The 24,440-nt window shown below is 72.4% G+C and carries 17 protein-coding genes; 7 read left to right on the forward strand and 10 right to left on the reverse strand.

The window, feature by feature from the left end; genetic code table 11:
• Positions 1–77 precede the first annotated feature (77 nt).
• Entirely contained in the window at positions 78–1,985 is a 1,908-nt protein-coding gene (locus ACFWV2_RS20790; protein ID WP_384406451.1) for an ABC transporter ATP-binding protein, read from the reverse strand.
• Positions 1,982–3,679, reverse strand: coding sequence for an ABC transporter ATP-binding protein (locus ACFWV2_RS20795; protein ID WP_384406452.1), 1,698 nt, complete (start codon positions 3,677–3,679; stop codon positions 1,982–1,984). The genes ACFWV2_RS20790 and ACFWV2_RS20795 overlap by 4 nt, the downstream gene beginning before the upstream one ends.
• A 229-nt stretch (positions 3,680–3,908) precedes the next feature.
• On the opposite strand from ACFWV2_RS20795, the gene ACFWV2_RS20800 reads away from it, so the two are divergent.
• Genes ACFWV2_RS20800 through ACFWV2_RS20810 form a run of 3 tightly spaced genes read left to right on the forward strand, consistent with a single transcriptional unit; the run spans position 3,909 to position 7,020 of the window.
• Positions 3,909–5,009, forward strand: coding sequence for a FecCD family ABC transporter permease (locus ACFWV2_RS20800; RefSeq protein WP_384406453.1), 1,101 nt, complete (start codon positions 3,909–3,911; stop codon positions 5,007–5,009).
• Positions 5,006–6,136, forward strand: a complete 1,131-nt coding sequence (locus ACFWV2_RS20805; RefSeq protein ID WP_384406454.1) for a FecCD family ABC transporter permease — start codon at positions 5,006–5,008, stop codon at positions 6,134–6,136. Before ACFWV2_RS20800 ends, ACFWV2_RS20805 begins: the two co-directional genes overlap by 4 nt.
• Complete coding sequence (locus ACFWV2_RS20810) at positions 6,133–7,020, forward strand: ABC transporter ATP-binding protein (protein WP_384406455.1); 888 nt, start codon at positions 6,133–6,135, stop codon at positions 7,018–7,020. The genes ACFWV2_RS20805 and ACFWV2_RS20810 overlap by 4 nt, the downstream gene beginning before the upstream one ends.
• Before the next feature lie 171 nt (positions 7,021–7,191).
• On the opposite strand, the gene argB is transcribed toward ACFWV2_RS20810, so the two are convergent.
• From argB to ACFWV2_RS20830, 4 genes are all read right to left on the reverse strand, one after another.
• Entirely contained in the window at positions 7,192–8,142 is a 951-nt protein-coding gene (gene argB / locus ACFWV2_RS20815; RefSeq protein ID WP_384406456.1) for an acetylglutamate kinase, read from the reverse strand.
• A gap of 159 nt (positions 8,143–8,301) precedes the next feature.
• The gene (locus ACFWV2_RS20820; protein WP_384406457.1) at positions 8,302–9,033 is read right to left on the reverse strand and encodes a hypothetical protein; all 732 of its coding nucleotides are present in this window, start codon (positions 9,031–9,033) and stop codon (positions 8,302–8,304) included.
• Positions 9,034–9,208: 175 nt separating this feature from the next.
• Positions 9,209–9,904 carry a beta-glucanase gene (locus ACFWV2_RS20825; RefSeq protein ID WP_384406584.1) on the reverse strand — a complete coding sequence of 232 codons (696 nt, stop codon included), beginning with the start codon at positions 9,902–9,904 and terminating at the stop codon, positions 9,209–9,211.
• A gap of 206 nt (positions 9,905–10,110) precedes the next feature.
• Positions 10,111–11,691 carry a polysaccharide lyase family 1 protein gene (locus ACFWV2_RS20830; protein WP_384406458.1) on the reverse strand — a complete coding sequence of 527 codons (1,581 nt, stop codon included), beginning with the start codon at positions 11,689–11,691 and terminating at the stop codon, positions 10,111–10,113.
• A gap of 418 nt (positions 11,692–12,109) precedes the next feature.
• Between ACFWV2_RS20830 and ACFWV2_RS20835 the strand changes: the two genes are divergently transcribed.
• A complete protein-coding gene (locus ACFWV2_RS20835) occupies positions 12,110–12,484 on the forward strand; it encodes a VOC family protein (protein WP_384406459.1) in 375 nt (124 codons plus the stop codon).
• Between the two features lie 616 nt (positions 12,485–13,100).
• The gene (locus ACFWV2_RS20840; protein WP_384406460.1) at positions 13,101–14,759 is read left to right on the forward strand and encodes a BCCT family transporter; all 1,659 of its coding nucleotides are present in this window, start codon (positions 13,101–13,103) and stop codon (positions 14,757–14,759) included.
• Positions 14,760–14,799: 40 nt separating this feature from the next.
• Here ACFWV2_RS20840 and ACFWV2_RS20845 read toward each other — a convergent pair whose 3' ends face one another.
• From ACFWV2_RS20845 to ACFWV2_RS20860, 4 genes are all read right to left on the reverse strand, one after another.
• The gene (locus tag ACFWV2_RS20845) at positions 14,800–16,101 is read right to left on the reverse strand and encodes a sugar ABC transporter permease (RefSeq protein ID WP_384406461.1); all 1,302 of its coding nucleotides are present in this window, start codon (positions 16,099–16,101) and stop codon (positions 14,800–14,802) included.
• Positions 16,098–16,877, reverse strand: coding sequence for an ATP-binding cassette domain-containing protein (locus tag ACFWV2_RS20850; protein ID WP_384406462.1), 780 nt, complete (start codon positions 16,875–16,877; stop codon positions 16,098–16,100). Before ACFWV2_RS20850 ends, ACFWV2_RS20845 begins: the two co-directional genes overlap by 4 nt.
• A gap of 69 nt (positions 16,878–16,946) precedes the next feature.
• Complete coding sequence (locus ACFWV2_RS20855) at positions 16,947–18,032, reverse strand: substrate-binding domain-containing protein (protein ID WP_360790544.1); 1,086 nt, start codon at positions 18,030–18,032, stop codon at positions 16,947–16,949.
• Between the two features lie 144 nt (positions 18,033–18,176).
• The gene (locus ACFWV2_RS20860) at positions 18,177–22,310 is read right to left on the reverse strand and encodes a molybdopterin-dependent oxidoreductase (protein ID WP_384406463.1); all 4,134 of its coding nucleotides are present in this window, start codon (positions 22,308–22,310) and stop codon (positions 18,177–18,179) included.
• A 286-nt stretch (positions 22,311–22,596) separates the two neighbouring features.
• Here ACFWV2_RS20860 and ACFWV2_RS20865 point away from each other — a divergent pair, with 286 nt between their 5' ends.
• Positions 22,597–23,085 (forward strand): DUF1269 domain-containing protein, encoded by a 489-nt coding sequence (locus ACFWV2_RS20865; RefSeq protein WP_384406464.1) that lies wholly within the window; start codon positions 22,597–22,599, stop codon positions 23,083–23,085.
• 227 nt (positions 23,086–23,312) lie between these two features.
• Positions 23,313–24,407, forward strand: a complete 1,095-nt coding sequence (locus ACFWV2_RS20870; RefSeq protein ID WP_384406465.1) for a chemotaxis protein — start codon at positions 23,313–23,315, stop codon at positions 24,405–24,407.
• Positions 24,408–24,440: the final 33 nt, after the last annotated feature.

Genomic DNA, 24,440 nt, shown 5'->3' on the forward strand with positions numbered 1-24,440 from the left:
ACCGTCCACGGGACAGCGGAAGGGGGCGGCACGACCTGACGTCGTGCCGCCCCCTTCCCGTACGCGGGGGACTTCCCTCAGCGGGCCGGCGAGACCGGGACGTCCGCGTCCGCAGCCGGGCGGGGCACCTTCTCCCCGGGGTCCCGGCGGCTGTCGGACCAGGCCGCCCACAGGTCGGCGTACCGGCCGCCCGCCGCCACCAGCTCCTCGTGGGTGCCGGTCTCCACCACACGGCCCTGATCCAGGACGACCACCCGGTCGGCGGCCGCCGCCTGCGGCAGCCGGTGAGCGACGAGCAGTCCCGTACGGCCTTCGAGGGCGCGCGCGGCCGCCTCCTCCAGGATCCGGGCGCCGGCGCTCCCCGCGTCGGCGGTGGCCTCGTCCAGGATCGCGATGGGCGGGTCCGCGAGGACGAGCCGGGCGAGCGCGAGGTGCTGCGCCTGGGTCACCGTCAGCCGGTGCCCGCCCTCCCCGACGACCGTGTCGAGTCCCTCGGGCAGCGCCCGTGCCCACTCCAGGGCCCCGACCCGGTCGAGCGCCGCGTGCAGCGCCTCGTCGTCGGCGTCCGGCCGGGCGAGCCGCAGGTCGTCCGCGAGGGAGCCGGCGAAGACGTGCACCTCCTGGCTGATGAGCGCCACCGCCCGGCGGACCCCGGCCGGTCCCAGCTCCCCGGCGTCGACCCCACCGAGCCTGATCGAGCCCCCGGTGGGCGTGTGGACACCCGCCACGAGCTTGGCCAGGGTGGTCTTGCCGGCCCCGCTCGCCCCCACCAGCGCCACCCGCTCCCCGCTGCGCACCCGCAGGCCGACCTCGTGGAGCACCGGCGCCCCCGAGCCGTACGCGTGGCTGAGCGCGGACACCTCGACCGAGCCGTCCGCGAGGGTGTGGTGCCCGCTGGGCGCCCGCTCCGCGGGGAGGTCCGACACACCGACCAGCCGGGCGAAGCTCGCCCCCGCCGACTGGGCGTCGTCCAGGAGGAACAGGGTCGCGTTGATCGGGTTGAAGAGGCTGTGGAAGTACAGTGCGGCGGCCGTCGCCGTACCGATGCTGACCGAGCCGCGGTCGACCAGGACGAACCCGGTGGCGAGCATCGCGGCGAGCCCGATGAACTCGGCGAGGTTGAGCCGCGAGAAGAACCCGGTGACGATGTGGATGCCCCGCAGCCCCAGGTCGCGCGCCGCCTCGGACCGCCGTTCCAGCAGCTCCGCGTGGGTGCCGTTCAGCCGGAACGCGCGTACGGTGCGGACCCCGCCGACGCTGTCGAGCAGCTGGTGCTGCAACGCGCCGGTCGCGATCCGGTGCTCGCCGTACACGGGGGCGGCGCGGCGCAGGTACCAGCGCACCGACAGCGCCTGGACCGGCGCCGCGAGCAGCGCCGCGAGCAGGAACCGCCAGTCGAGGACGGCGAGTCCGACGAACGTCAGCAGGATCGTCAGGGCGGAACGGCTGAACTCGGGCAGGGCCTGCCGCACCGACTTCCCGATCATGGACACGTCGCTGGTGACCCGGGAGACGAGGTCGCCCGAGCCGGCCGCCTCGACGCGGTCGAGCGGCAGTCTGAGCGCCCGCTCGATGAACTGCTCGCGCAGGGACGCGAGGACGGTCTCACCGAGCCGGGCCACGAGGGTGCTGCCGACGGCGGCGGCCGCGCCCCGCGCGACCGCGACGACGACGAGCAGTACCAGCGGAAGTGTCAGGGCGGGGGCGCCCTTCCGGTCCACCACGAGGTCGACGATGTGGCCGAGCAGGGGAGCGGTCAGGAGTCCGACGGCCGTTCCGACGACCAGGACGGTGATCGCGCCCGCCGCGAGGAGCCGGTGGCCGCGCAGCATGGCGCGGAGCGCCGCGAGGGACTCGGCGCCGGTGGCGGTCGGCAGGAGGACACGGTCCCGGCGGCTTCCGCCCATGGTCTCTTCCGTCTCTCTCGTACGTCCTTCGGCGACCTGGGCGGGGCTCGCGGCCTTCGTCTCTTCGGCGGGTGTCATGCCAGCACCGCCGCTCGGTACGTCGCGTCGGCGGCGAGGAGTTCGGTGTGGTGGCCGGCGGCCCGTACGGCGCCGTCCTCCAGGACGACCACCCGGTCGGTGACGGCCAGGAGCGCGGGGCTCGTGGTGACCAGGACCGTGGTGCGGTCCCGGCGGACCTCGCGCAGCCGCGCGGCGATCCGTGACTCGGTCACGGTGTCCACGGCGGTCGTCGGATCGTGCAGGACGAGTACGGGCCGGTCGGCGGCGAGCGCCCGCGCGAGCGCCACGCGCTGGCGTTGGCCGCCCGAGAGGGACCGTCCGCGTTCGGCGAGGAGGGTGTCCCCGCCGTCGGGGAGGAGCCGGGCGACGTCGTCGGCGGCCGAGGCCCCGAGGGCACGCTCGACCGCCGGGGAGCCGTCGTCGGCCCCGGCCCGGACGTTGTCGAGGAGGGTGCTCTCGAACAGATCGGCGTCGTGGTGGGCGACGAGGACCACCCGGCGCAGGGCGTCGGGGTCGAGCGAGGTCAGGGGCGTGCCGTCGAGTTCCACCGCTCCCTCTGCGGGGTCGGCCTCCCGGGCCAGACAGACGAGGAGGTCGTGGGCGGCGGCCGGGTCACGGGCGACGACTCCGGTCAGACTGCCGGCCGGGAGTTCGAGGTCCACGCCCCGGAGCGCGCCGAGGGTCACCCCGCGCAGGGCGAGGTGTCCGGCGGCGGGGTTATCGGGCACGTCGTGGCCGTCCTCGACGCTCACGGGCGAGGCGAGCACCTCGGCGATCCGTCGGGCCGACGCCCGGCCCTGGGCGAGCTCGGCGTTGACGTAGGTGAGCAGTTGGAACGGGCCGAGGAGGAACTGCGCGAGGCCCACGGCGGCCACCAGGTCGCCGACGCTGATGGTGCCGTCCATCGCGAGGTACGCGCCGACCACGGCGATCACGGCGATGAAGACACCGGTCAGGGCGAGGATCGCGCCCTCGTGGCCGGCCCGGCTGCGGGCCGCCCGCAGCGCGGCGGACAGCGAGTCCTGGCTCGTGGTGCGGTAGCGGGCGACGGCCGCCGACTCCGCGCCCATGCCCTTGAGGACCCGCAGTCCCGAGACGAGGTCGGCGGCGACGCCCGAGGCGTGGGCGGCGCGCTCCTGCTCGGTCTCGCTGCGCCGTTCGAGCGGCCGGCTGATGCGGTGCCCGAGCCAGAGGAGCGGCGGGATGCCGAGCAGGACGAGCAGGCCGAGCGGGACGGAGATCCTGAGGAGGGCGACGGCGCTGATCACGAGGGCGGCGACGGCGGACACGCCGTACGAGATGACGGTGGCCACCGAGCCCACGCGCCGGGCGTCGTTGGTGGCGATGCTGGTCAGCGCGCCGGGGAGCCGGTTCGCGTCGGCTCCGCCCCGGGGGTGCAGCACCCGTGCGGCGAGGTCGAGCCGGAGCCGGTGCGCGGCGAGTTCGCCGCTGCCCTCGGTGATCCGGGCGCTGGTGCGGTAGCAGGTCGACAGGACCAGGAAGAGCACGGCGAGGAGCAGCAGCAGGCGCAGGAGCGCGTCGGAGGACCCGGTCGCCACCGCCGTGTCGATGGTGGCGCCGATGACCACCGGCACCAGGGCCTCACAGCCCTGGTGGGTCATGCCGAGCAGAGATGCCGCGATGATCCGGCGGCGTTGTCCTCTGATCGCTTGGCGGAGGACAAGTCCCCCCGTCGGTCCGCCCGTTGGCATGTGACTCCTTCACGGAGGTGAGCGAATGGTTAGGTAAGCCTACTCTGACCGGCGGGCCGGGGGGTGCGGTCCGCAGGGGACCGGCCGGTGTCTTCGCGGGGGCGTCGGCCGGGTCCCGTCCGGCACGTTGACCACGGAATACGGTTCGGTTAGGCTCACCTAAGTCGCGAGCCGTCGGCCCGCGCGCCGCGGGTCTCTCGTCGTACATCTGAACCGCCGCCAGGGGGAGTTGTCGTTGTCCGTCGAATCCCGGGTGGTGTCGGGACAACCGGCCGAGGAGCACCCCGCGGCGAAGGCCCCCGATCCGGCCGCGCCGTCGCGCACGGGCCGCGCCGGTGTGGCGTTCCGGGGCTTGGGGCTGGTCCTCGGCGTCGCCGCCCTGGTCCTGGTGGGACTCCTCAGCGTCTGGGTGGGCACCCGGGGCATCCCCTTCACCGCCACCTGGAACGTCCTGTGGAACCCGGACGGTTCGGAGACCTCGGTGATCATCCACGACTACCGCGTCCCCCGGACGATCCTCGGCCTCCTCGTCGGCACGGCCCTCGGCCTCGGCGGTGCCCTGATGCAGGCCCTGACGCGCAACCCGCTCGCCGACCCCGGCATGCTCGGCGTCAACCTGGGCGCCTCCGCCGGCGTGGTGGTCGCCATCGCCTTCTTCGGCGTCGCGGCCCCGCTCGGATACGTCTGGTTCGCCCTGGCGGGCGCCGCCGCCGCGTCCGTCGGCGTCTTCCTCCTCGGCTCCTCCGGCCGGAAGCTCGCCTCCCCCGAGCGGCTCGTCGTCGCGGGCGCCGCCGTGACCGCCGTGCTGTACGCCTTCAACTGGGCGGTCCTGCTGCTCGATCCGAGGGCCTTCGACCAGTTCCGCTTCTGGACCGTCGGCTCCCTCGCGGGCCGCTACCAGGACATCGTCCTGATGTCCCTGCCGTTCATCGGCGTGGGCCTCGTCATCGCCCTCGTCCTCGCCCCGTCGCTCAACGCCCTGGCCATGGGCGACCAGATGGGCCGGGCCCTCGGCGTCGACGTCGGCCGGACCCGCGTCCTCGGCGCCGTCGCCGTGATGCTCCTGTGCGGGGCCGCGACCGCCGCCGCCGGACCGATCGGCTTCGTGGGCCTCGCCGTACCGCACATCGCCCGGTTCGTCGTCGGCCCCGACCAGCGCTGGGTCTTCGCGTACTCGATGCTGATCGCCCCCGTCCTCCTCATCGGCTCCGACATCGTCGGCCGGGTCCTCGGCGCGCCCGGCGAGGTGCAGGTCGGCATCGTCACCGCGTTCGTCGGCGCCCCCCTGTTCATCGCCCTGTGCCGTCGCCGAAAGCTGGTCATGCTGTGACTGCCGTACGGAAGGCGAAGGCCTCCCCGCCCGAAACGGCGCTCGCACCCGCACCCACGCCCGCATCCGCCGTCGGCCGGCCCCGTGTCGTCAGCGGCCGGGTCGTCCGCACCCGGGGCGGCGGGGTCTCCGTGCTCGTCCGGGGCCGTACCGTCGCCGTCACCGCGGCCCTCCTCGTCGTGCTCGTCGCCGTCGCGGGTGTCACCCTGGCCACCGGCGACTTCGACCTGACCGTCGGGGAGGTCGTGCGGGCACTGACCGGAGACGGATCGGGGGCCGCCGACTTCGTCGTCAACACCCTGCGTATGCCGCGCCTCGTCACCGCCCTCTGCGTCGGCGCCGCCCTCGCGGTGAGCGGGGCCATCCTGCAGAGCATCACGGGCAACCCGCTGGGCAGCCCCGACATCGTCGGCTTCACCAACGGATCCGCCGTCGGCGCCCTCTTCGTCATCGTCGTGGTGCACGGCAGCATGGCGCAGATCGCGCTCGGCGCGCTGATCGGCGGCCTCGCCACGGCCCTCGCCGTCCACCTCCTCATGCTCGGCCGGGGCATCCAGGGCTTCCGGCTCGTCGTCGTCGGCATCGGCGTCAGCGCCCTGCTCCTCGCCGTCAACTCGTACCTGATCACCCGCGCGACCTTCCAGGAGGCACTGGAGGCACAGGCCTGGATGATCGGCAGCCTGGGGAACCGGCTCTGGACGCACGCCCACGCCATCGGCCTGGCCGTCGCCGTGCTGCTGCCCCTCGCCTTCTTCCTCTCCCGCCGCCTCTCCATGGTCGAGATGGGCGACACCACCGCCATGGCCCTCGGCGTCGACGTGACGCGCACCCGCACCGTCCTGCTCGTGATCAGCGTCGCCCTGGCCGCGTTCGCCACCGCCGTCACCGGCCCCATCTGGTTCATCGCCCTGGCCGCACCCCAGGTGGCCCGCGGACTCGTCCGCTCGTCCGGGCCCGCCCTGCTGCCCTCCGCCCTCATGGGCGCGGTCATGCTCGCCGTGAGCGACCTCGCGGTGCAGCGCCTCTTCGCCCCCGCGCTCCTCCCGGTCGGCACGGCCACCGGCTGCGTCGGCGGGCTCTACCTCATCTGGCTACTGGTCTCCGAGTCGCGAAAGAGCCGCGCATGACAGCAACGAACGGTCCCGTCTCCCGCCTGCGCGCCGAGAACCTGACCCTCTGCCACGACCAGCGGACCGTGGCGACCGGCCTCGCCGTCGAGATCCCCGACCGCTCCTTCACGGTCATCATCGGACCGAACGCCTGCGGCAAGTCCACCCTGCTGACCGCCCTCGCCCGGATGCTCAAGCCGAGGGCAGGGCAGGTCTACCTGGACGGCGCGGCCATCGCCTCGTACCGCTCACGCGAGGTCGCCCGCCGGCTCGGTCTGCTCCCGCAGTCCTCGACCGCCCCCGGCGGCATCACCGTCGGCGACCTCGTCGCCCGCGGCCGGTATCCGCACCAGGGCCTGCTGAAGCAGTGGTCGGCCGACGACGAGACGGCCGTGGTCGAGGCGATGCGGCAGACCGGCGTCCTCGAACTCGCCGACCGGCCCGTCGACGACCTGTCAGGCGGCCAGCGCCAGCGCGTCTGGCTGTCCATGGTCCTCGCCCAGCAGACCTCGATCCTGCTGCTCGACGAGCCGACGACGTTCCTCGACATCGCGCACCAGGTCGAGGTCCTCGACCTGTGCGCCGAACTCCACGCCCGCCGGGGTCACACGATCGTGGCGGTCCTGCACGACCTCAACCAGGCCTGTCGCTACGCCACGCACCTGATCGTGATGCGCCCCGGCGGAGTGATCGCGGCCGAGGGCGACCCGTCGACCGTCATGACCGCCGAGCTGGTCGAGGACGTGTTCGGCCTGCCCTGCCGCATCATCGACGACCCGGAGACGGGGACCCCGCTGATGGTCCCTGCGGCCCCCCGGCGCTACGCGCCGACCGACCTCGACCCGGTGACGGCCCCCCACGCGGAGGACACCGCTGCCACGGTGATGGCCAGGACCCCCTGACGACGGAGACCGGGAACGGACGACCCGCGCTCCGTACCAGGCCGACGAACGCGCGCCTTCTCGCCATGGGGGCCGCTGCGGCCGGACGCCCTGCGGGGGCCCCGTCCACCCGTCGCCCACGCCCTGCGGACCGGGCGGGGACGGAGCACGGGCCGGCCGCCCGGGAGGACGTCACCCGCGGGACTGCTCGTCCTCCGGCGCCTCGTCGGGCAGCACCGTGGTGCCGGGGTTCTCCTCGGTCAGGACGCCTCGGAGGACGGCGTGGGACGTACGCCCGTCGAGGACATGGACCCGGCCGACCCCTGACCGGACCGCCCGCAGGCAGCCCTCCATCTTGGGCAGCATCCCGCCCGCGAGGCCGGGGAGCAGGGCGGCCAGTTCGCCGGCGTGCAGACGGGGGATCACCTCGGTGCTCCGCGGCCAGTCCGCGTAGAGCCCGGGGACGTCCGTGAGCATCACGAGCCGGTCGGCGCCGAGGGCGACGGCGATGGCCGAGGCCGCGAGATCGGCGTTCACGTTGTAGACCTGCCCGTCCGTGCCTCGGGCGACGGGGGAGACGACCGGGATTCGGCCCCCCGCGACGAGGTTCCGCACCGTGTCCGGGGCCACGCTCACGATGTCGCCGACGAGACCGATGTCGACGGGCCGGCCGTCCACCCAGGCCGGGCGGCGCACGGCGGTCAGCGTGTGCGCGTCCTCGCCGGACATGCCGACGGCGAACGGCCCATGGGCGTTGATGGCGCCGACGAGCTCCCGCTGCACCTGCCCGGTCAACACCATGCGGACCACGTCCATGGCCTCGGGCGTGGTCACCCGCAGTCCCGCCTCGAACCGGACCTCGAGGGCGAGCCGGCCGAGCATCGCGCTGATCTGGGGGCCGCCCCCGTGCACCACGACCGGGTGCAGTCCCGCCTGCCACAGTTCGACGACGTCCTGCGCGAACGAGCGCCGGAGCGCGGCGTCCGCCAGGGTGCTGCCGCCGCACTTGACGACGACGGTACGGCCCCGCGCCTCCTCCGACCACGGGGCGTCCCGCGAGGGCTGTTCCGCGGCCGTCGCGGCGCCCGCCGCTGCCACGGCCTCCACGGCACCGGCAGCGCGCTGTCCGTCGAGCGTCCTCATCGCCGTTCCCCCTCCGCTGCGCACCCCAAGTCGGCGTACATGAAGTTAACTTAGCCTAACCTAAGCGACTCGGAGGTTGAACTGCGTTGCCGCAGCGCTTCCTTGGAGTGAAGAGTGCGTGACCACCTCGTTCGCCACGCGAGTTGCGCTCCCGTGCGCTCAGCCCGGAGATCCCCACGCCGTCGTCAGGCCGTCGAGCCACGCGGGCGGAAGCTCGGCCGCGTCCCACTCCTCGTGCAGGGCCGACGGCGTCACGGCGAGACGCTCAAGCACGGCGACACTGGTGGGGGAGTGCACGAGGGAGTAGCGGCCGTGGATCGCGATCGGGCTGCCGGGACCGAACTCCGCGTACAGCCGCTCCAGGTGACCGTGGTGCGCCGAGGCGAACTCCGACAGCCGCCCCGGATACCCCGCCCGCTGCCGGGGGCTCATCGTCCGGAGGACCGCGCCGAGCACCTGCTCGGTCACCTCGGGATCGAGGTCGGAGACCTCTGCGAACGACAGGTACAGCGGTGTGACCGCCACCTTCGCCCGCTCCATCTCCGCCCGCCCGACGGGGGAGCGCTCGTCGGCGGACGAGGCCGTGGGACCGGAGGTGACGGCGCGGACGAGGGCCTGCTCGGCGACGGCCGCGAGCCCGTCGGTCACCGCCCGGACTCCGTCGGCCCAGCCGGACGCGTACAGCTCGCCCTTCTCCTCCGGCGCGCTCCACCGGTCGCCGCCGAGCTCGGAGTGCGCCAGGGCGAGCGCACCGGCCTCGACGAGCCCGATCAGCTCCTCGGCGTCGCCTGTGTAGACCCCCGCGCGGGCGAGAAGCTGGAGCAGTGTGCTCTTCGCGTTGAGCACACTGGCCACGTCGAGCTGCTGCCGTCCCTCGTCGGCGGTGTTCATGGGGGAGTCCTCCTCGTCGTACGGACGGCCCGGTGCGGGCGCGCGGAACGCTCCGTCGGAGCCTACGCAACGTCCGTTCCCCGGGGGTCCGCCTCCCCCTCGTGTTCCTGATCGAAGGCGGGGCCGCCGACGCGTTCCCGAAGGAGGGCGAGTGCCGCCGACCCCCGTCGAGGGATCAGCCCCGGTACACGCGCAGCTCCGCCACCTCGTACGACATCTCCGACGTGCCGGCGTCCGGCGCCGGGTGGTACCGCCCCGCGCACACCGACAGGTTCACGATCAGATGGGCCCGCCAGGAGCGCCCCACCCCGCGCCGGTCGTCGAACACCCGCGCGCCGTTGACCCACCACACCACGTTGCGCGCGCCCAGCTCGACCCGGAGGTCCACCCAGGCCCCCGGCTGGACGGCCGAGTCCCGGTAGTAGAGGTGGCGGCCCCGGATCCGGTTCGACAGCTCCAGCAGGTCCGGGTTGTCGGGGTGGTACTCGAAGACGTCGATCTCCTGCCCGCCGTCGAGCCAGGTCCAGATCGCCGGCCAGGCACCGGTCTCCACCGGCAGTCGCACCCGCGCCTCCAGGACGTCGCCCGCCCGCACCAGGAAACCCTCGGAGCTGCCCTCGGTCGTGAGCAGCCCCGCGTCCCAGTTGCCGTCGGACCGCCGGGTCGCCCGGAAGACCCCCGTCCTGCTGTACGAGGGGTCCTCCACGAGGTGGTCGAGCTTGTTGTCGCCCGGGTTGGTCGGTCCGCCGCCGGGATAGGCCCAGGACCGGCCGGCGACCCACTGCTCGGCGGAGGAGAAGTCCGCGTCGAGCACGAGGGTCCCCGGTGTCCGGGCGGGCCCGCCCGGACCGGCGCCACCACGCCTCAACAGCCGGTCGAAGAAGTCGGACAGCACGGCACGCTCCTTTCGCGGGGGTATGGCCCGGCATGCGGAGGATGCTGCCCATCGGGAACGGCCCGTACGCGGCGGGCCGTGCCGTTGGCGACAAGTCGTCACGGAGGTGTCGACTCCCCATCGCCCAGGAGTGACCGGTCCGGGCCCGGACGCCTCCGGACCCGGACCTCTACGCGTGGGGGCTAGCCGGCGTACGTCTCGAACTCGGCGATCCGGGGGGTCCCGGTCGAGCTGACGATCTCGAAGGTGAGCTTCGTCAACGCCGTCCGGGGGATGGTGATGACGCCCGCCCCGCTGCCGGACTTGAGAACGGCTCCGGTGTCGCCGTTCAGGACCCGCCAGGACCCGACGGCGCCCGTTGCGCCCGCCGCCTCACGGATGGCGAGGGAGGAGACGGTGGTGGCGGAGCCCCACTTGATCGACACGGAGCCGGTCGTGCCGGCCGGCGACCAGTACGTACTCAGGTTGGCGTCCCGCACGTTGCCGTAGCTCGTACCGTCCGCCTTGCTCGAACCGTCGGAGCCGGCGCCGATGCTGAGGTTCGTCCCGCCCGGCTGGGTCGGCCCGGGGGTGGGCGTGGTGGGAGCGGGAGTGGTGGCGGTCGGCGTGGGCGTGGGTGTCGTGGACGTCGCCGTCGGGGTGGGCGTGGGCGTCTGCGGCGAGCAGCTGCCGTTAGACACCTGAAGTCCCTTGCCGGCGCCCGCCGTCCGGCTGACGACGTCCGGCACGCAGGTGGCGGGGTCGAGGGTGAAGGCGTACGGGATGGTGACGGTGGTGTTCGACTGCGGGTTCGGCCCGGCCGGGTTGTTGTCGGTGCCGCGGGCGGACCAGGTCACGTTGTCGAAGACGTTGCCGCCGACCTGCCAGTATCCGGCGGCGTCCGTGTAGAAGGTGCCGAGGACGTCCTTGGAGTCCTCGAAGTAGTTGTTGTCCACCTTGGCGCGGGCGCCTGCCCGGGAGTTGATGCCGGACTCGTTGATCCGCAGGTAGTGGTTGTCGTACATGTGCGCGATGCCGCCGCGGAGCAGGGGCGCGCGCGAGTCGATGTTCTCGTACAGGTTGTGGTGGTACGTGATGAAGCCGTTCGAGAGCTCCGTCTCGCTGGATCCGACGAGGCCGCCGCGACCGGAGTTGCGCAGGACGCTGTACGACAGGGTCACGTACTGGGTGTTGTCCTTCATGTCGAAGAGGCCGTCGTAGCCCTCGGACTCACCGCCCGACGCCTCCAGGGTGACGTGATCGACCCAGACGTTGCGGACGTTGCTCTCCATGCCGATGGCGTCACCACCGTTGGAGATGGGTGAGCCGGACTTCTTCACGTTCCTGACGGTCACGTTCTGGATGATGATGTTGCGGGACTCGCGTATGTGGATGCCGAGTTGGTCGAAGACGGCGCCCGCGCCGACCCCGACGATGGTGACGTTGCTGATCTGCTTGAGTTCGATGACACCGGCCGCCGTGCTGCAGCTGGTGCCCGACACCTTGGCCGTGTTGGCGTGGTTGACGGTTCCCTCGACCTGGATGGTGATCGGGGTGCTGCTGCTGGCCCGGCCGCACAGGGCCGCGTGGATCTGGGTGCCGGTGGTGGCCCGCACCGTCTGTCCGCCCGCGCCGCCGGTGGTTCCGCCGTTCTGCGTCGCGTAGCCGGTGGCGCCGCCGGTCGCGGCCGCCGCCTGAGGCATCGACAGCACCACGCCGGTGGCGGCCGCCAAGGCCATCGCTGCCGCTGCCGCGTGAAGTCGAAATGCGACTGGTCGTCTCATGCTCGCCGTCCTTCTGGTCTGTCAACGTTGGGGGGTGGGACGCCGTTCGGCCCGGGGGGAAACCGTTCACGGCAGCCTTGGGGGAGGCGCCCATGAACGCATGGAAAGCGCTTTCTGCCCGGGACAATAGGGTGCCCTCTGAGGCGTGGCAAGGCTTCGCGCAGGGTCGGCGTCCAAGCGTCGGAAGGCGGAGCGGGGAGTACCTGACGCCTTGCCACCCCGGTCGTGATCAAGTAGCGTCGCCCGACGTGAACACCGGACCGGCGACTCGACGCCACACACAGACGGGCCATCCGGTGGACGACTGACCGCTCGGAGGGTGCGCCGCAAGCACCCCCTCGGTTCGGCACGTGGACCTCCTCAGCGCGCGAGCGCGACGAGTCCGTTTCCGTGTCGAATCAACAGCGAGGTCATCCACATGGCAGTCACGTTCAACCACACCATCATCGCCGCCAAGGACCGCCACGAATCGGCGACGTTCTTCCGGGAGTTGCTGGAACTCCCCGAAGCGCCGTCCTGGGGCCCCTTCCTCAACGTCCAGCTCGCCGACGGCGTGCTCATCCAGTTCGCCGAGCCCCCGTTCGACATCCAGATGCAGCACTACGCGTTCCTCGTCGACGACGAGCTGTTCGACCGCGCGTACGGGCGGCTCCGCGACCAGGGGATCGAGCACTGGGCCGACCCGCAGATGCAGCGTCCCGGCGAGACCAACACCGAACACGGCGGCCGGGGCGTCTACTTCAAGGATCCCGCCGGTCACGCCTTCGAGCTGATCACGCGACCGTACCTGTAGGCCCCGTACGCGAAGACGGCCCGGTCGGGCGCCCGTGAAGGCGGCCGGTCGGGCACCCTCCACGGGTGTCCGACCGGCCGTCGGCTCGGCGGGCGTCCAGTCGACGAACTGCCCGTCCCCCGGGCCACGACGACACCGCCGTGCGCCACCATGTCCCGGCGAGGCACGTCCACGACGATCTGGGGCAGGCACTCGCCGCGGACGGGGACGAAGTGGGCCGGGGCGCCCGCGGCCGCGAAGACGGAAGCCCACGCGGGCACGGCCCTGGGTGCGCGTCGTCGTGGTGCAGGGCTACGACGCACACGGGGAACGCCGTGTGGGCGGCCACCTCGCGCGTCCCCTGCTCCGCGGGCAGGGCCCCCCGGGGCGTACCGCCGGTCGACGATCCGCTGCAGGACGAGCGGTCACCGGGGACGCCGTGGGGGTCTGTTGGTCCCGGGAGTCCGGCCTCGACTGTGGTACTGCCTTAGCAGGACATCCGCATATCTGTCATGTCATGTCTTGATCGCGTAGTTCCGAACCGTCGTAGAGCCGTGAAAGGTGTCATCCCTTGCAGGAGAAGAGGCCCGACGGCCGCAGAGCCGACGGCGAGCGGGGCGGAAGAAGCGGCCTTTCGGTGAGGGCCAATCTGCCCCACCGCCCCGACCACCACCATCGCGCCCGTACCGACTGGATCGTGTTCGGGGTCAGCGCCGTCCTCACGGTGGCCTTCGTCGTCTGGGGCGCCACGGCCACGGACAGTCTGCAGAGCACGTCGAGCTCCCTCCTCGAAGGGTTGATCACCAACGGCGGCTGGGCGTTCATGCTGGCCGCGTCCGGTTTCGTCGTCTTCGCGCTCTGGCTGGCCATCAGCCGCTACGGGCGGATCACGCTGGGCCAGGAGGGGGAGGGCCCGGAGTTCCGCACGGTGTCATGGATCGCCATGATGTTCAGCGCGGGTATGGGTATCGGCCTCATGTTCTACGGCGTGAGCGAGCCGCTCGCCCACTACGGCACCCCGCCGCCCGGCACCCACCCCGCCGACTCGGCCGAGCGGATGCAGACCGCGATGGCCACCACGCTCTTCCACTGGACGCTCCACCCGTGGGCGATCTACGCGGTCGTGGGACTCGCCATCGCGTACTCCACGTTCCGGCGCCGCCGCCGTCAGACCATCAGCGCCGTCTTCGTCCCCCTGATGGGCGAGCGGCGGGCGTACGGCGGGCCCGGCCGGGTCATCGACATCCTGGCCATCTTCGCCACCCTGTTCGGCTCCGCGGCCTCGCTGGGCCTGGGCGCGCTCCAGATCGGCAGCGGCTTCCAGGAACTGGGCTGGATGGAGAAGACCGGCACCGGACTGCTCGTCGCCATCATCGCGGTGCTCACCGCGGCCTTCGTCCTGTCCGCCGTGTCCGGTGTGGAGAAGGGCATCCAGTGGCTCTCCAACACCAACATGGTGCTGGCCGCCGTGCTCGCCCTGTTCGTGTTCGTGGCCGGCCCCACCATCATCGTGCTCGACCTGCTGCCCACCTCGCTCGCCGCCTACGTGGGCGACCTGCCGCAGCTGGCGGGCCGCACCGAGGCGACCAGCGGTGCGAACATCCACGACTGGCTCGGCAGCTGGACCGTCTTCTACTGGGCCTGGTGGATCTCCTGGACGCCGTTCGTCGGCATGTTCATCGCGCGGATCAGCCGGGGCCGGACCATCCGCCAGTTCGTCGGCGGGGTCATCCTGGTGCCGAGCACCGTCAGCCTGGTGTGGTTCGCGGTCTTCGGCGGCACGGCGATGAAGCTCAGCGAGCAGGGCGAACTCGCGGGGGAGACCACCCCCGAGGGGCAACTCTTCGGCGTGCTCCAGGAGTTCCCGATCGCCGGCGCGATGAGTCTCCTCGTCATGATCCTCGTCGGGATCTTCTTCGTCTCGGGGGCGGACGCCGCCTCGATCGTCATGGGCACGCTCTCCCAGCGCGGCGCCTTCGAGCCGGCCCGCCTCGTCGTCGTGTTCTGGGGCGTGGTGACCGGAGCGGTCGCGGCCATCATGCTCCTCATCGGCGACGGCCAGGGCGACGCGCTGGCAGGCCTGCAGAACCTGACGATCCTGGTGGCGGCGCCGTTCGTCCTGGTCATGATCGGCATGTGCCTGGCGCTGATGCGGGACCTGCGCGAGGACCCGCTCATCGTCCGGGGCGAGGTGGGCCTCGAAGTCGTCGAACTCGCCGTGATCGCGGGCCACGAGCAGTACGACGGCGACTTCGAACTACGCATCGGCCCCGGCACCTCGGGCCCGTCCGACTAGGCCCTTTCGTTCGGAGCGGGCCGGACCAGGGCCCCCCGGGTCACGCCCGGCCCGCCGCCTTCTGGCTTCGGCGGGACAGGGAGTCGACGACCACGGCCGCCAGCAGGACCGAGCCCGTGATCATGAACTGGACGGCGTTGCTGACGCCCATGATGTTCATACCGGACTGGATGGAGCCGATCACCAGCGCGCCGAGCAGGGCGGACCAGACCGAGCCGCGGCCGCCGAAGAGGCTCGTGCCGCCGATGACGGCGGCGGCGATGACGTTCATCAGGAGGTTGCCGCCGCCGGAGGTCTGGCTCGCGGACTGGATCTGGCCCGCGAGGAAGATGCCGCCGATCGCCGCCATGGTCCCGGCGATGGAGAAGACGGACATCCGCACGAACGGCACGCTGATACCGGCCCGGCGCGCGCCCTCGATGTTGCCGCCCACTGCGAAGATCCGCCGGCCGTAGGTGGTGCGCCGCAGCACGAAGTCCAGGAGCACCAGCACGATCAGGAAGATCAGCAGCGCCAGGGGCAGGCCCTGGTAGCGGTTGAGGATGTACGCGGTGGTGAAGGCGAGCGCGGCGATGACGGCCGTACGCAGCACGATCTCGGCGACCGGCCGGAACGGCACCCGGGCCGCCCGGCGGCGCCTGGCGTCCAGGAGCGAGGCCGCCAGGAACAGCCCGACCCCGACGGCGGCCGTCACGTACGCGGCGGCCGGGCTGTGGTAGACCGTCGAGTACAGCCGGGAGACGACGCTCTCGCTCGGGATGTTGACGGTGCCGCTGGTGCCGAGCACCTGGAGCATCAGCCCGTTCCAGGCGAGGTTGCCCGCGAGGGTGACCACGAAGGCCGGCACGCCGACCTTCGCGAAGAAGAACCCCTGGAGGAGACCGACGACCGCTCCGCCCGCCACGGCGATCAGAAGCGCCAGCCACTGGTTCATGCCGTTCAGGACGTTGAGCACGGCGAAGATCGCGGCACACAGACCGCTGACCGAGCCGACCGAGAGGTCGATCTCGCCGAGCAGCAGGACGAAGACGATGCCGACGGCGATCATGCCGGTGCCGACGATCTGCTGGCTGAGGTCCGAAAGGTTCTGGGCCGAGAGGAACGTGCTGTTCAGGCTGCCGAAGACCGTCCAGATGATGATCACGGCGAGGACGACGGGAAGCGAGCCCAGCTCACCGCTGCGCACCTTGCGCCGGAACTCGCCCACGTACCCCTTGAGGCCCTCCTCCCGGACGAGGAGACGCGTGTCGACGGCCGGCACGGCGCCGGGCGCCGGTTCCTGGGTGTCGCCCGCACCGGGACCTCCGCCCGGAGGGTCGGCGCGGCCTCGGTCGCGGCTCATCGCTCCTCCTCCTGCTTACGGGCCCGGCGGCGGGTGACGGCGCTGTCGGTGGCCCCCGTGATCGCGGAGATGATCTCCTCGGTGGACGTGGAGCGCTTGTCGAAGAAGCCGTTGTTCCGGCCGAGGCGCATCACGGCGATCCGGTCGGCGACCGCCATCACGTCCACCATGTTGTGGCTGATCAGAATGGTCCCGAGGCCCTGCTCGCGCAGCCGCTCGACCAGGTCGAGGACCTCGGCGGTCTGCTCCACGCCCAGGGCGGCGGTGGGCTCGTCCAGGATGACGACCTTCGGCGCGCCGATCAGCGAGCGCGCGATCGCGACCGTCTGACGCTGACCACCGGACAGGGACGCGACGGGGATGCGTACGCTCGGGATGCGGATCGACAGGGTGTCGAGCAGTTCGCGCGCACGCTGGTCCATGCGGACCTCGTCGAGGATGCCGAAGCGGCGCAGCTCCCGGCCCAGGAACAGATTGGCGACCACGTCGAGGTTGTCGCACAGCGCCAGGTCCTGGTAGACGGTGGCGATCCCCAGGTTCTGGGCGTCGTGCGGCCGGCCGATGGAGACCGGGCGGCCCTCCCAGGTGATGACGCCCTCGTCGGGCGGGTTCACCCCGGCGATCGCCTTGACGGCGGTGGACTTGCCGGCGCCGTTGTCGCCGACGAGCGCGACCACCTCACCGGGGTGCACGTCCAGGTCGAAATCCTTCAGCGCCTGCACCGCGCCGAACCGTTTCGAGACCCCTCGCAGTGTGAGCACGGGTGACTCCGGCAACGGAACCGCCTCCTCCGCTCGCCCGCTCGCACGGGCCGCTCCGCCCCATCGGGATGGAAGGCCACGCGGCTACTGGAGACCGGCCTCCTTGCAGGCCGCGGCGTACGTCGGGGTGCAGATCTCCTGGACCGTGTACAGGCCGTCCTTCACGACGGTGTCCTTGATGTTGGTCTTGTCGACCACGACCGGCGTCAGCAGGTTGGCCGGGACCTTCTGACCGCTGCCGCTCGTGACGGTGGTGGGCGTCAGATCGGCCGGGAGCGGCTTGCCCTCGGCGAGGTTGACCGCCATGGTGGCCGCGATGTCGGCCTCCGGCTTGTACGGCTTCTCGACCGTGATCGTCTGGGTGCCGAGCAGGATCCGCTGGATCGCGTCGAGCTGCGCGTCCTGGCCGGTCAGCGGCACGTTCATGCCCGCCGCCTTCAGGGCGGTGGCGATGCCGGCGGCCAGTCCGTCGTTGGCCGAGTAGACACCGACGATCTTGTCCTTCCCCAGGGCGCTGATCGCGCCGGACATCTGCTGGTTGGCGTTGTTCGGGTCCCAGTTCGGCGTGTCGTACTCCTTGCCGATCTTCACCTTGCCGTCCAGGACCGAGTGCGCCCCGGCCTTGAACTCCGCCGCGTTCGGGTCGGTCGGCGAGCCGTTGTGCATCACGATCTCGCCGCTCCCGGCCTTGTCGCCGAGCGCGTCGAGGAGCGCCTTGCCCTGGAGTTCGCCCACCTTGCGGTTGTCGTACGAGACGTACGCGTCGACCGGGCCCTGTGCGAGGCGGTCGTACGCGATGACCTTCACGCCCGCGTCACGGGCCTTCTGCACGGAGGACTGGATCGACTTCGCGTCCACCGCGTCCAGGATGAGGACCTTGTCGCCCTTGGCGAGTGCCGTGTTCACCTGCTGCTGCTGGGTGGTGGCGTTCTCGGCGGCGTTGTAGTAGTCGATCTGGGCGTCGGGCGCCAGCTCCTTGATCTTGGCCTCGATGTACGGCCGGTCGAACTTCTCGTACCGCGTGGTCTTGCTCTCCGGCAGCAGCAGGCCGATCTTCACCTCGCCCTGGGCCGCGGACTCCGGCTGGGACGCCCCGCTGGTCGCGACCGCCCCCGCGCAGAGGGCCGTCGCTCCGGCCAGGGCTATCGCGCCACGCAATGTACGGGTCATGGCAGGCTCCTTCCGTACGCCCCCGTACCGCCGCCGCGGGAGCGGGGGGACGAAGGTACGCATGTGGCCATATATCGACATTAGCGTCAACCCGGTGACCGGCAAGCGGGTGACCCGCTCCGCCCGGGCGCCCGCACACCCGAGTCAGTACACGTCCCGGACGTACCGCTTGTCGGCGGCCAGCTGTTTGACGTACACGCCCGCCGATTCCTCGTCGAGCCCGCCATGGGTGACGGCGATGTCGCGAAGGGCGCGGTCGACGTCCTTCGCCATCCGGGCGGCGTCACCGCACACGTAGAAGTGCGCGCCGGACTGGAGCCAGGACCACAGCTGCGGTCCGTGCTCCCGCATCCGGTCCTGCACGTAGACCTTGGCGCGCTGGTCGCGGGAGAAGGCGGTGTCGAGCCGGTCCAGGGTGCCGTCGGCGAGGAGGGCCGTGAGCTCCTCCTCGTAGTAGAAGTCGGTGGCACGGTGCTGCTCGCCGAAGAAGAGCCAGTTCGGAGCCCGGTGGCCGAGCGACCGGCGCTCGTCGAGGAAGCCGAGGAAGGGCGCCACGCCGGTGCCGGGACCCACCATCACCATCGGGGTCGCGGGGTCGGCCGGGGGCCGGAAACGCGGAGCGCGCTGGACGAAGACCGGGACCTCCGCGCCGGGTTCGGCGTCGGCGAGGAACGGCGAGCAGACGCCCTTGCGGGGACGGCCGTGACGGTTCTCGTAACGGACGACGGAGACGGTCAGCGACACCTGGTGGGGGTCGGTGAGCGGACTGGAGGAGATCGAGTACAGCCGGGGCCTGAGGCGGCCGAGGACGTCGGCCCACTCCTGCGCGGTGGCGCGGACCGCGTGCTCGGCCAGGACGTCCACGGCCTGACGGCCCCAGGTCCACTGGGCCAGCCCGTCCTTGTTGTCGGGCCGCAGCAGCCTCTTCAGGTCCCGGTCGCCGGTCCGTTCGGTGACGAAGCCGAGGAGGGCGGGGGAGACGCCGGTGATGTCGAGATGACGGTGCAGTGCCTCACCGAAGGGCACGCGGCCCGCGCCGGGAAGCTCCACGGGGACGTCGGCGTCGAGCCCGGTGGCGGCCAGCCATTCGGCCACGAGCGCCGGACAGTTCACGGGCTGCACGCCGAGGGCGTCGCCGCTCTCGTAGCCGAGCGGCGTCCCGGCCTCGCTCGTGTCGAAGGTGAACCTGCGGACCTCCTTGCCGGCCCCCGGCAGGCTGAGGAGCCGGTTCCCCACGAGCCGGGCGTTCGTGGTCGCCGGCCCGGACCGGCGTGCCGGGGCGGGAGCGGGAGCCGGGGAGGCCGCCACGGCCTGAGGATCCGGCGTCGCCTCGGACAGTCCCGCGAGGACCTGGTCGAGCCACGCGAGGGCGGACGGCTCGTAGTCGGGTTCGCAGTCGGTACGGGGCGCGAGGCGTACGCCCCCGAGCTCGTCGAGCCGCAGGTCGAGGCGCCGCCCGTGCCCGCAGAAGTCGCCGTACGAGGAGTCCCCGAACGCGAGCACGGCATAGCGGCGCCCGTCCAGGCGCGGGGTGTCGGGCGCGGCGAGCGCGTCCCAGAACCCGGCGCCGTTGTCCGGAGCGTCCCCGTCCCCGAACGTGCTGGTGATCAGAAGGAGATCGGCGGCGGGCGGCAGCGCACCGAGGTCGGTCTCGTCCATGCCCGCGAGCGCCGCCCGATGGCCGGCGGACACCAGCCGCTCGGTGGTGGCGGCGGCGAAGTCCTCGGCGTTCCCGGTCTGGGAGGCCCACAGCACGAGCACCTCGCGGCCTGCCGTGTCCTCGCCGCCCGCGGCCGGTGGCTGCGGAGTGCGGGAGTAGAGCCCCGCCAGGACCCCGTTCACCCAGCGGGCGTGATCCGCGCGGAAGGGAGCGCCGGCCGGCAGCACGGGCACCCCGGGCGCTCCCGTCTCCAGCCCGGCCAGGAAGCCGACGAGGTACTGCCGCTCCTCTGCGGTCAGGGCGGGCGGCGGGCTCGGCTGGAGGCCGAAGGCGGCCGCCGGCCCGGCCGGCAGGCCGCCGCTCGGGATCAGGGTCTGCCCGGCCACGGCCGTGACCCCGACCGGAGCCGACCGCGCGGGGTCCGAGGCGACCGCCGGGACCAGGGCCGCCGGAGCCGCCGCCTTCGTCAGCGACACCGCGCACACCTTCAGCTCGGGCTGGAAGGAGAGGGGGTCGACGGCGTCGTGGGTGACGGCGTTGACGCACAGGTCCTCGCCGAAGAGGTCGTTCCAGTGGAAGGGGGCGAAGCAGGTGCCCGGACCGACCCGGTCGGTGACCGCCGCCGGGAGCACGGCCCTGCCGCGCCGCGAGGCGATCTCCACGGGGTCGCCCTCCGCGATGCCGAGCCGCAGGGCGTCCTCGGGATGCAGCTCGACGAACGGCGCCGGGTTGAGCCGGTTGAGCCTGGCGACCTTCCCGGTCTTGGTGAGGGTGTGCCACTGGTGCTGGAGACGGCCGGTGTTCAGGACGAACGGATACGCGTCGTCGGGCATCTCGGCCGGGTCGATGTGCGGCCGGGCGTGGAAGACGGCCCGGCCGCTCGCCGTCGGGAAGACGGGTCCCGCGCCGTCCCCGGTCACGTACCGGATGGGGTTCCGGGCGGGCCCCCCGGGCGCGGCCGGCCACTGGACGGGGGTGGCGCGCAGCCGCTCGTACGAGACCCCGCTCAGGTCGTACCCGGTCTTCGGGTTCCCCGCCCGTGCGATCTCCTCGAAGATCTCCTCGGCGCTGTCGTACGAGAACGCCTTCTCGTACCCCATCTCGCAGGCGACGCGGGCGATGATCCGCCAGTCGGCGAGGGCCTCGCCCGGCGGGTCGACGGCCGGTCTGGTGTGGGTGAGACCGCGCTCGCTGTTGATGAGGACGCCCTCGGTCTCGGTCCAGAGGGCGGCGGGCAGGACGACGTCCGCGTACGCGTTGGTCTCGGTCTCAGCGAAGGCGTCCTGGGTGATGACGAGCTCGGCCGTCCGCAGGCCCTCGACGACGGTGGCCCGGTTGCCGACGGAGGCGACCGGGTTGGTGCAGATGATCCAGCACGCCTTGATCTCCCCGTCGGCCATGCGCCGGAAGAGGTCGACGGTGCCCCGCCCCGAGCCGTCCGCGCGGATCGTGTCGGGCGGCAGGTCCCAGAGTTCCTCGGTGAACGCCCGGTCCTCGTCGACCAGGACCGAGCGCTGCCCCGGCAGGCCGGGGCCCATGTAGCCCATCTCGCGCCCGCCCATGGCGTTGGGCTGGCCGGTCAGGGAGAAGGGTCCCGAACCGGGGCGGCAGATCGCGCCGGTCGCCAGGTGCAGGTTGACCAGGGCGTTGGTGTTCCAGGTGCCGTGGGTGGACTGGTTGAGGCCCATGGTCCAGCAGCTGGTCCATTCGCCCGCCGTGCCGATCCACTCGGCGGCGGTACGGATGTCGTCCTCGGGTATGCCGGTGATGCGGGCGACCACGGCCGGCGGGTAGTCGGCGAGGAACGCCGGCATCGCCTCCCAGCCCTCGGTGTGCGCGGCGACGAAGGCGGGGTCGGTGTACCCGTTCTCGTGCAGCAGGTGCAGCAGGCCGTTGAGGAGCGCGAGGTCCGTGCCCGGCCTGATCCGCAGGAAGAGGTCGGCCTTGTCGGCGGTGGCGGTGCGCCGGGGATCGACGACGATCAGCTTCGCCCCGGCCTTGACCCGCTCCATCATGCGGAGGAACAGGATGGGGTGGCAGTCGGCCATGTTGGAGCCGATGACGAGGAAGACGTCGGCCTTGTCGAGGTCGTCGTAGGAACCGGGCGGGCCGTCGGCGCCGAGGGAGAGCTTGTAGCCGGTACCGGCGCTCGCCATGCAGAGCCGGGAGTTGGACTCGATCTGGTTGGTGCCGATGAAGCCCTTGGCCAGCTTGTTGGCGAGGTACTGGGCCTCCAGGCTCATCTGCCCCGAGACGTAGAGCGCGACCGCGTCGGGACCGTGCTCGTCGACGATCGCGCGCAGCCGGCGTGCGGTCTCGGTGACGGTGCGGTCGGTGTCCGCGGGCACGGGGGCGGCGCCCCGCTCCTCGCGCACGAGCGCGGTGGTCAGACGGCCCGGTGCGGCGAGCAGGTCGGCGGTGGTGGCGCCCTTGGTGCAGAGCCGCCCCCGGTTGGCCGGGTGGTCCTTGTCGCCCGTCGCCCTGAGGACCGTACGGCGCCCGTCGGGTCCCCGGCCGATGTCGAGGAGCAGGCCGCACCCGACACCGCAGTACGAGCAGACGGTCCGCACCTGTTCGGCCGTACCGCCCCGGGGGTCCGCCGAGTCCTGTGGGGTCACCGGGGCGCCTCTCTGTGGAACCGTTCGAGCCCCGACCGTACGCAATGCCCGTTACACCCGTGTCAACCGGGTCGATCATGGTCCGTAACACCGGTCACACAGTGCGCCGGGGCGCCGTGTGAGCCCCTGGACGCGCGGGTGTCACCCGCCCAGGTGGGGCACGAGTCGCGATGCGGTACATGTCGGGACAAAATGACGTCTTGTGGCCCCTGGAGAGGTCGCTCCGGCCTCTCCACCGCAGGGCGACGCGGACGTCCGGCGCACAGCGCCGCGGCAGGAGGCGGGAATGTCTGAGCTCATCGTCATCGGATACGACGACCCGCAAGTGGCCGAGCGGGCGTTCGCCACGGTGCAGGACCTGCAACGGGACTACGTGGTCCACCTGAACGGTCTCGCGGTGGTCTCCGTGGACGCGGACGGCAGGACCCACGTCGACACCACCAGCCGACTCGTGGGGGCCTCCGCCGCGTCCGGCGCCCTGTGGGGAGCGATCTTCGGCATTCTCTTCCTGCTGCCCGGGCTCGGACTCCTCACCGGAGCGGCCCTCGGCGGCCTCGTCGGAAAGCTCAGCAAGTCCGGAGTCGACGACCGGTTCCGCCGGCAGGTCGGGGACCTCCTCACACCCGGTGCGGCCGCCCTCGTGATCATGGCGTCGAAGGTCACCGACGACAAGTTCACGGTGGCCATGCAGCCGCACGGCGGCACCGTCCTCAAGACCTCGCTCAGCGACCAGGACGAGAAGGAACTGGCCGACCAGCTGGCCGGCCCGCAGTAGCCGCCCCCGCCCGCACACCCCGTCCGAAGCGCCCGCGCGTCCCACCCGCCCCGCCCGGAGAGCCCGCGCCTCACCCCTACGTCCCGCCCGCAGCCCACGCCCTCACCCCCACGCCCCGCCCGCAGAGCCCACGCCCTCCCCCCCCACCACCCCACGACCGCATCCGCCCCGTCGTATCCGCCCGGCCGTCCCCGCAGAACCGCCGGATTCGCCAGGAAGGCTTCCCCATGGACCCCGCGCTCAGCAGCGACCTGCTCGCGAAACTGCGACAGCCCCGCCCGTACCCCGCCGTGTCCCTCGCGATGCCGACCCACCGCCGCGAACCGGAGAACGCCCAGGACCCCGTGCGCCTCCGCAACCTCGTGGCCACGGCGGAGAAGGCCATCCACGACGATCCGGCGGTGACCCGGGAGCGGCGTGCCGATGTCCTGGACCAGCTGCGGCGGGCGGTGGCCGAGGTCGACCTCGCGCACGCCGAGGACGGACTGGTGATCTTCGTCGCGCCGGGGGAGCACCACGTGTGGACGGTGGCCCGGACGGTCCCGGAGCGCGTCGTCCTCGCCGACACCTTCCTCACCCGGAACCTCGTCGCGGCCCGGGCCGCCGAACAGCCCTCCTGGACGGTCGCGGTGGCGGCCGACCGGGTCTCGCTGTGGAGCGGCGACCCCGAGCGGGTCACCGAGCACACCGGAGACGGCTTCCCGTTCTCCCGCGACCTCGACGTCCAGGACGTGGAACGCGAGCAGCGGGTCGGTGACGTGCCCAGCACCTTCCGCGACGAGGCCACCCGGCAGTTCCTCCGCGAGGCGCACCAGGCGTTGCGCGCGGTCCTCGCCTCCCGCCCGCGCCCGCTGTACGTGCTCGGTGACCCCGCCGCCCTCGCGCTCTTCGAGGAGACAGGACCGCTCCAGCCGGGCACCGCGCCCGTCCAGCACGGCGGTCTGGCGCGGGGACCCGCGACGGCGGTGCGGGAGGCCGTCGAGCCCGCCCGCGCGGCCCGCGAGGCCGCCGCGTCGGCCACGGTCGTCGCCGAACTCGACGCCGCCCGGGGACGGCGGGAGTTCGCCGGCGGGATCGACGAGGTGTGGCAGGCCGTGAAGGAGGGCCGGGTCCGCCTGCTCGCCGTCGAGGACCACTACCGGACCGTCGTACGGGACGACGGCGGCCATCTGGAGCCCGCCGAGCCCTCCGAGGAGGGGGCCCGGGACGACATGGTCGACGAGATCGTCGAGCGGGCCCTCGACACCGGGGCCGAGGTCCAGTTCGTACGCGACGACACCCTGCTCGACATGGACCGCATCGCCGGCGTCCTCCGCTACTGACCACCGGCACGACCGCGACCCACGGCCCCCGGC

Source organism: Streptomyces sp. NPDC058671, assembly GCF_042716475.1.
In the GTDB taxonomy this organism is placed as follows: Bacteria; Actinomycetota; Actinomycetes; order Streptomycetales; family Streptomycetaceae; genus Streptomyces.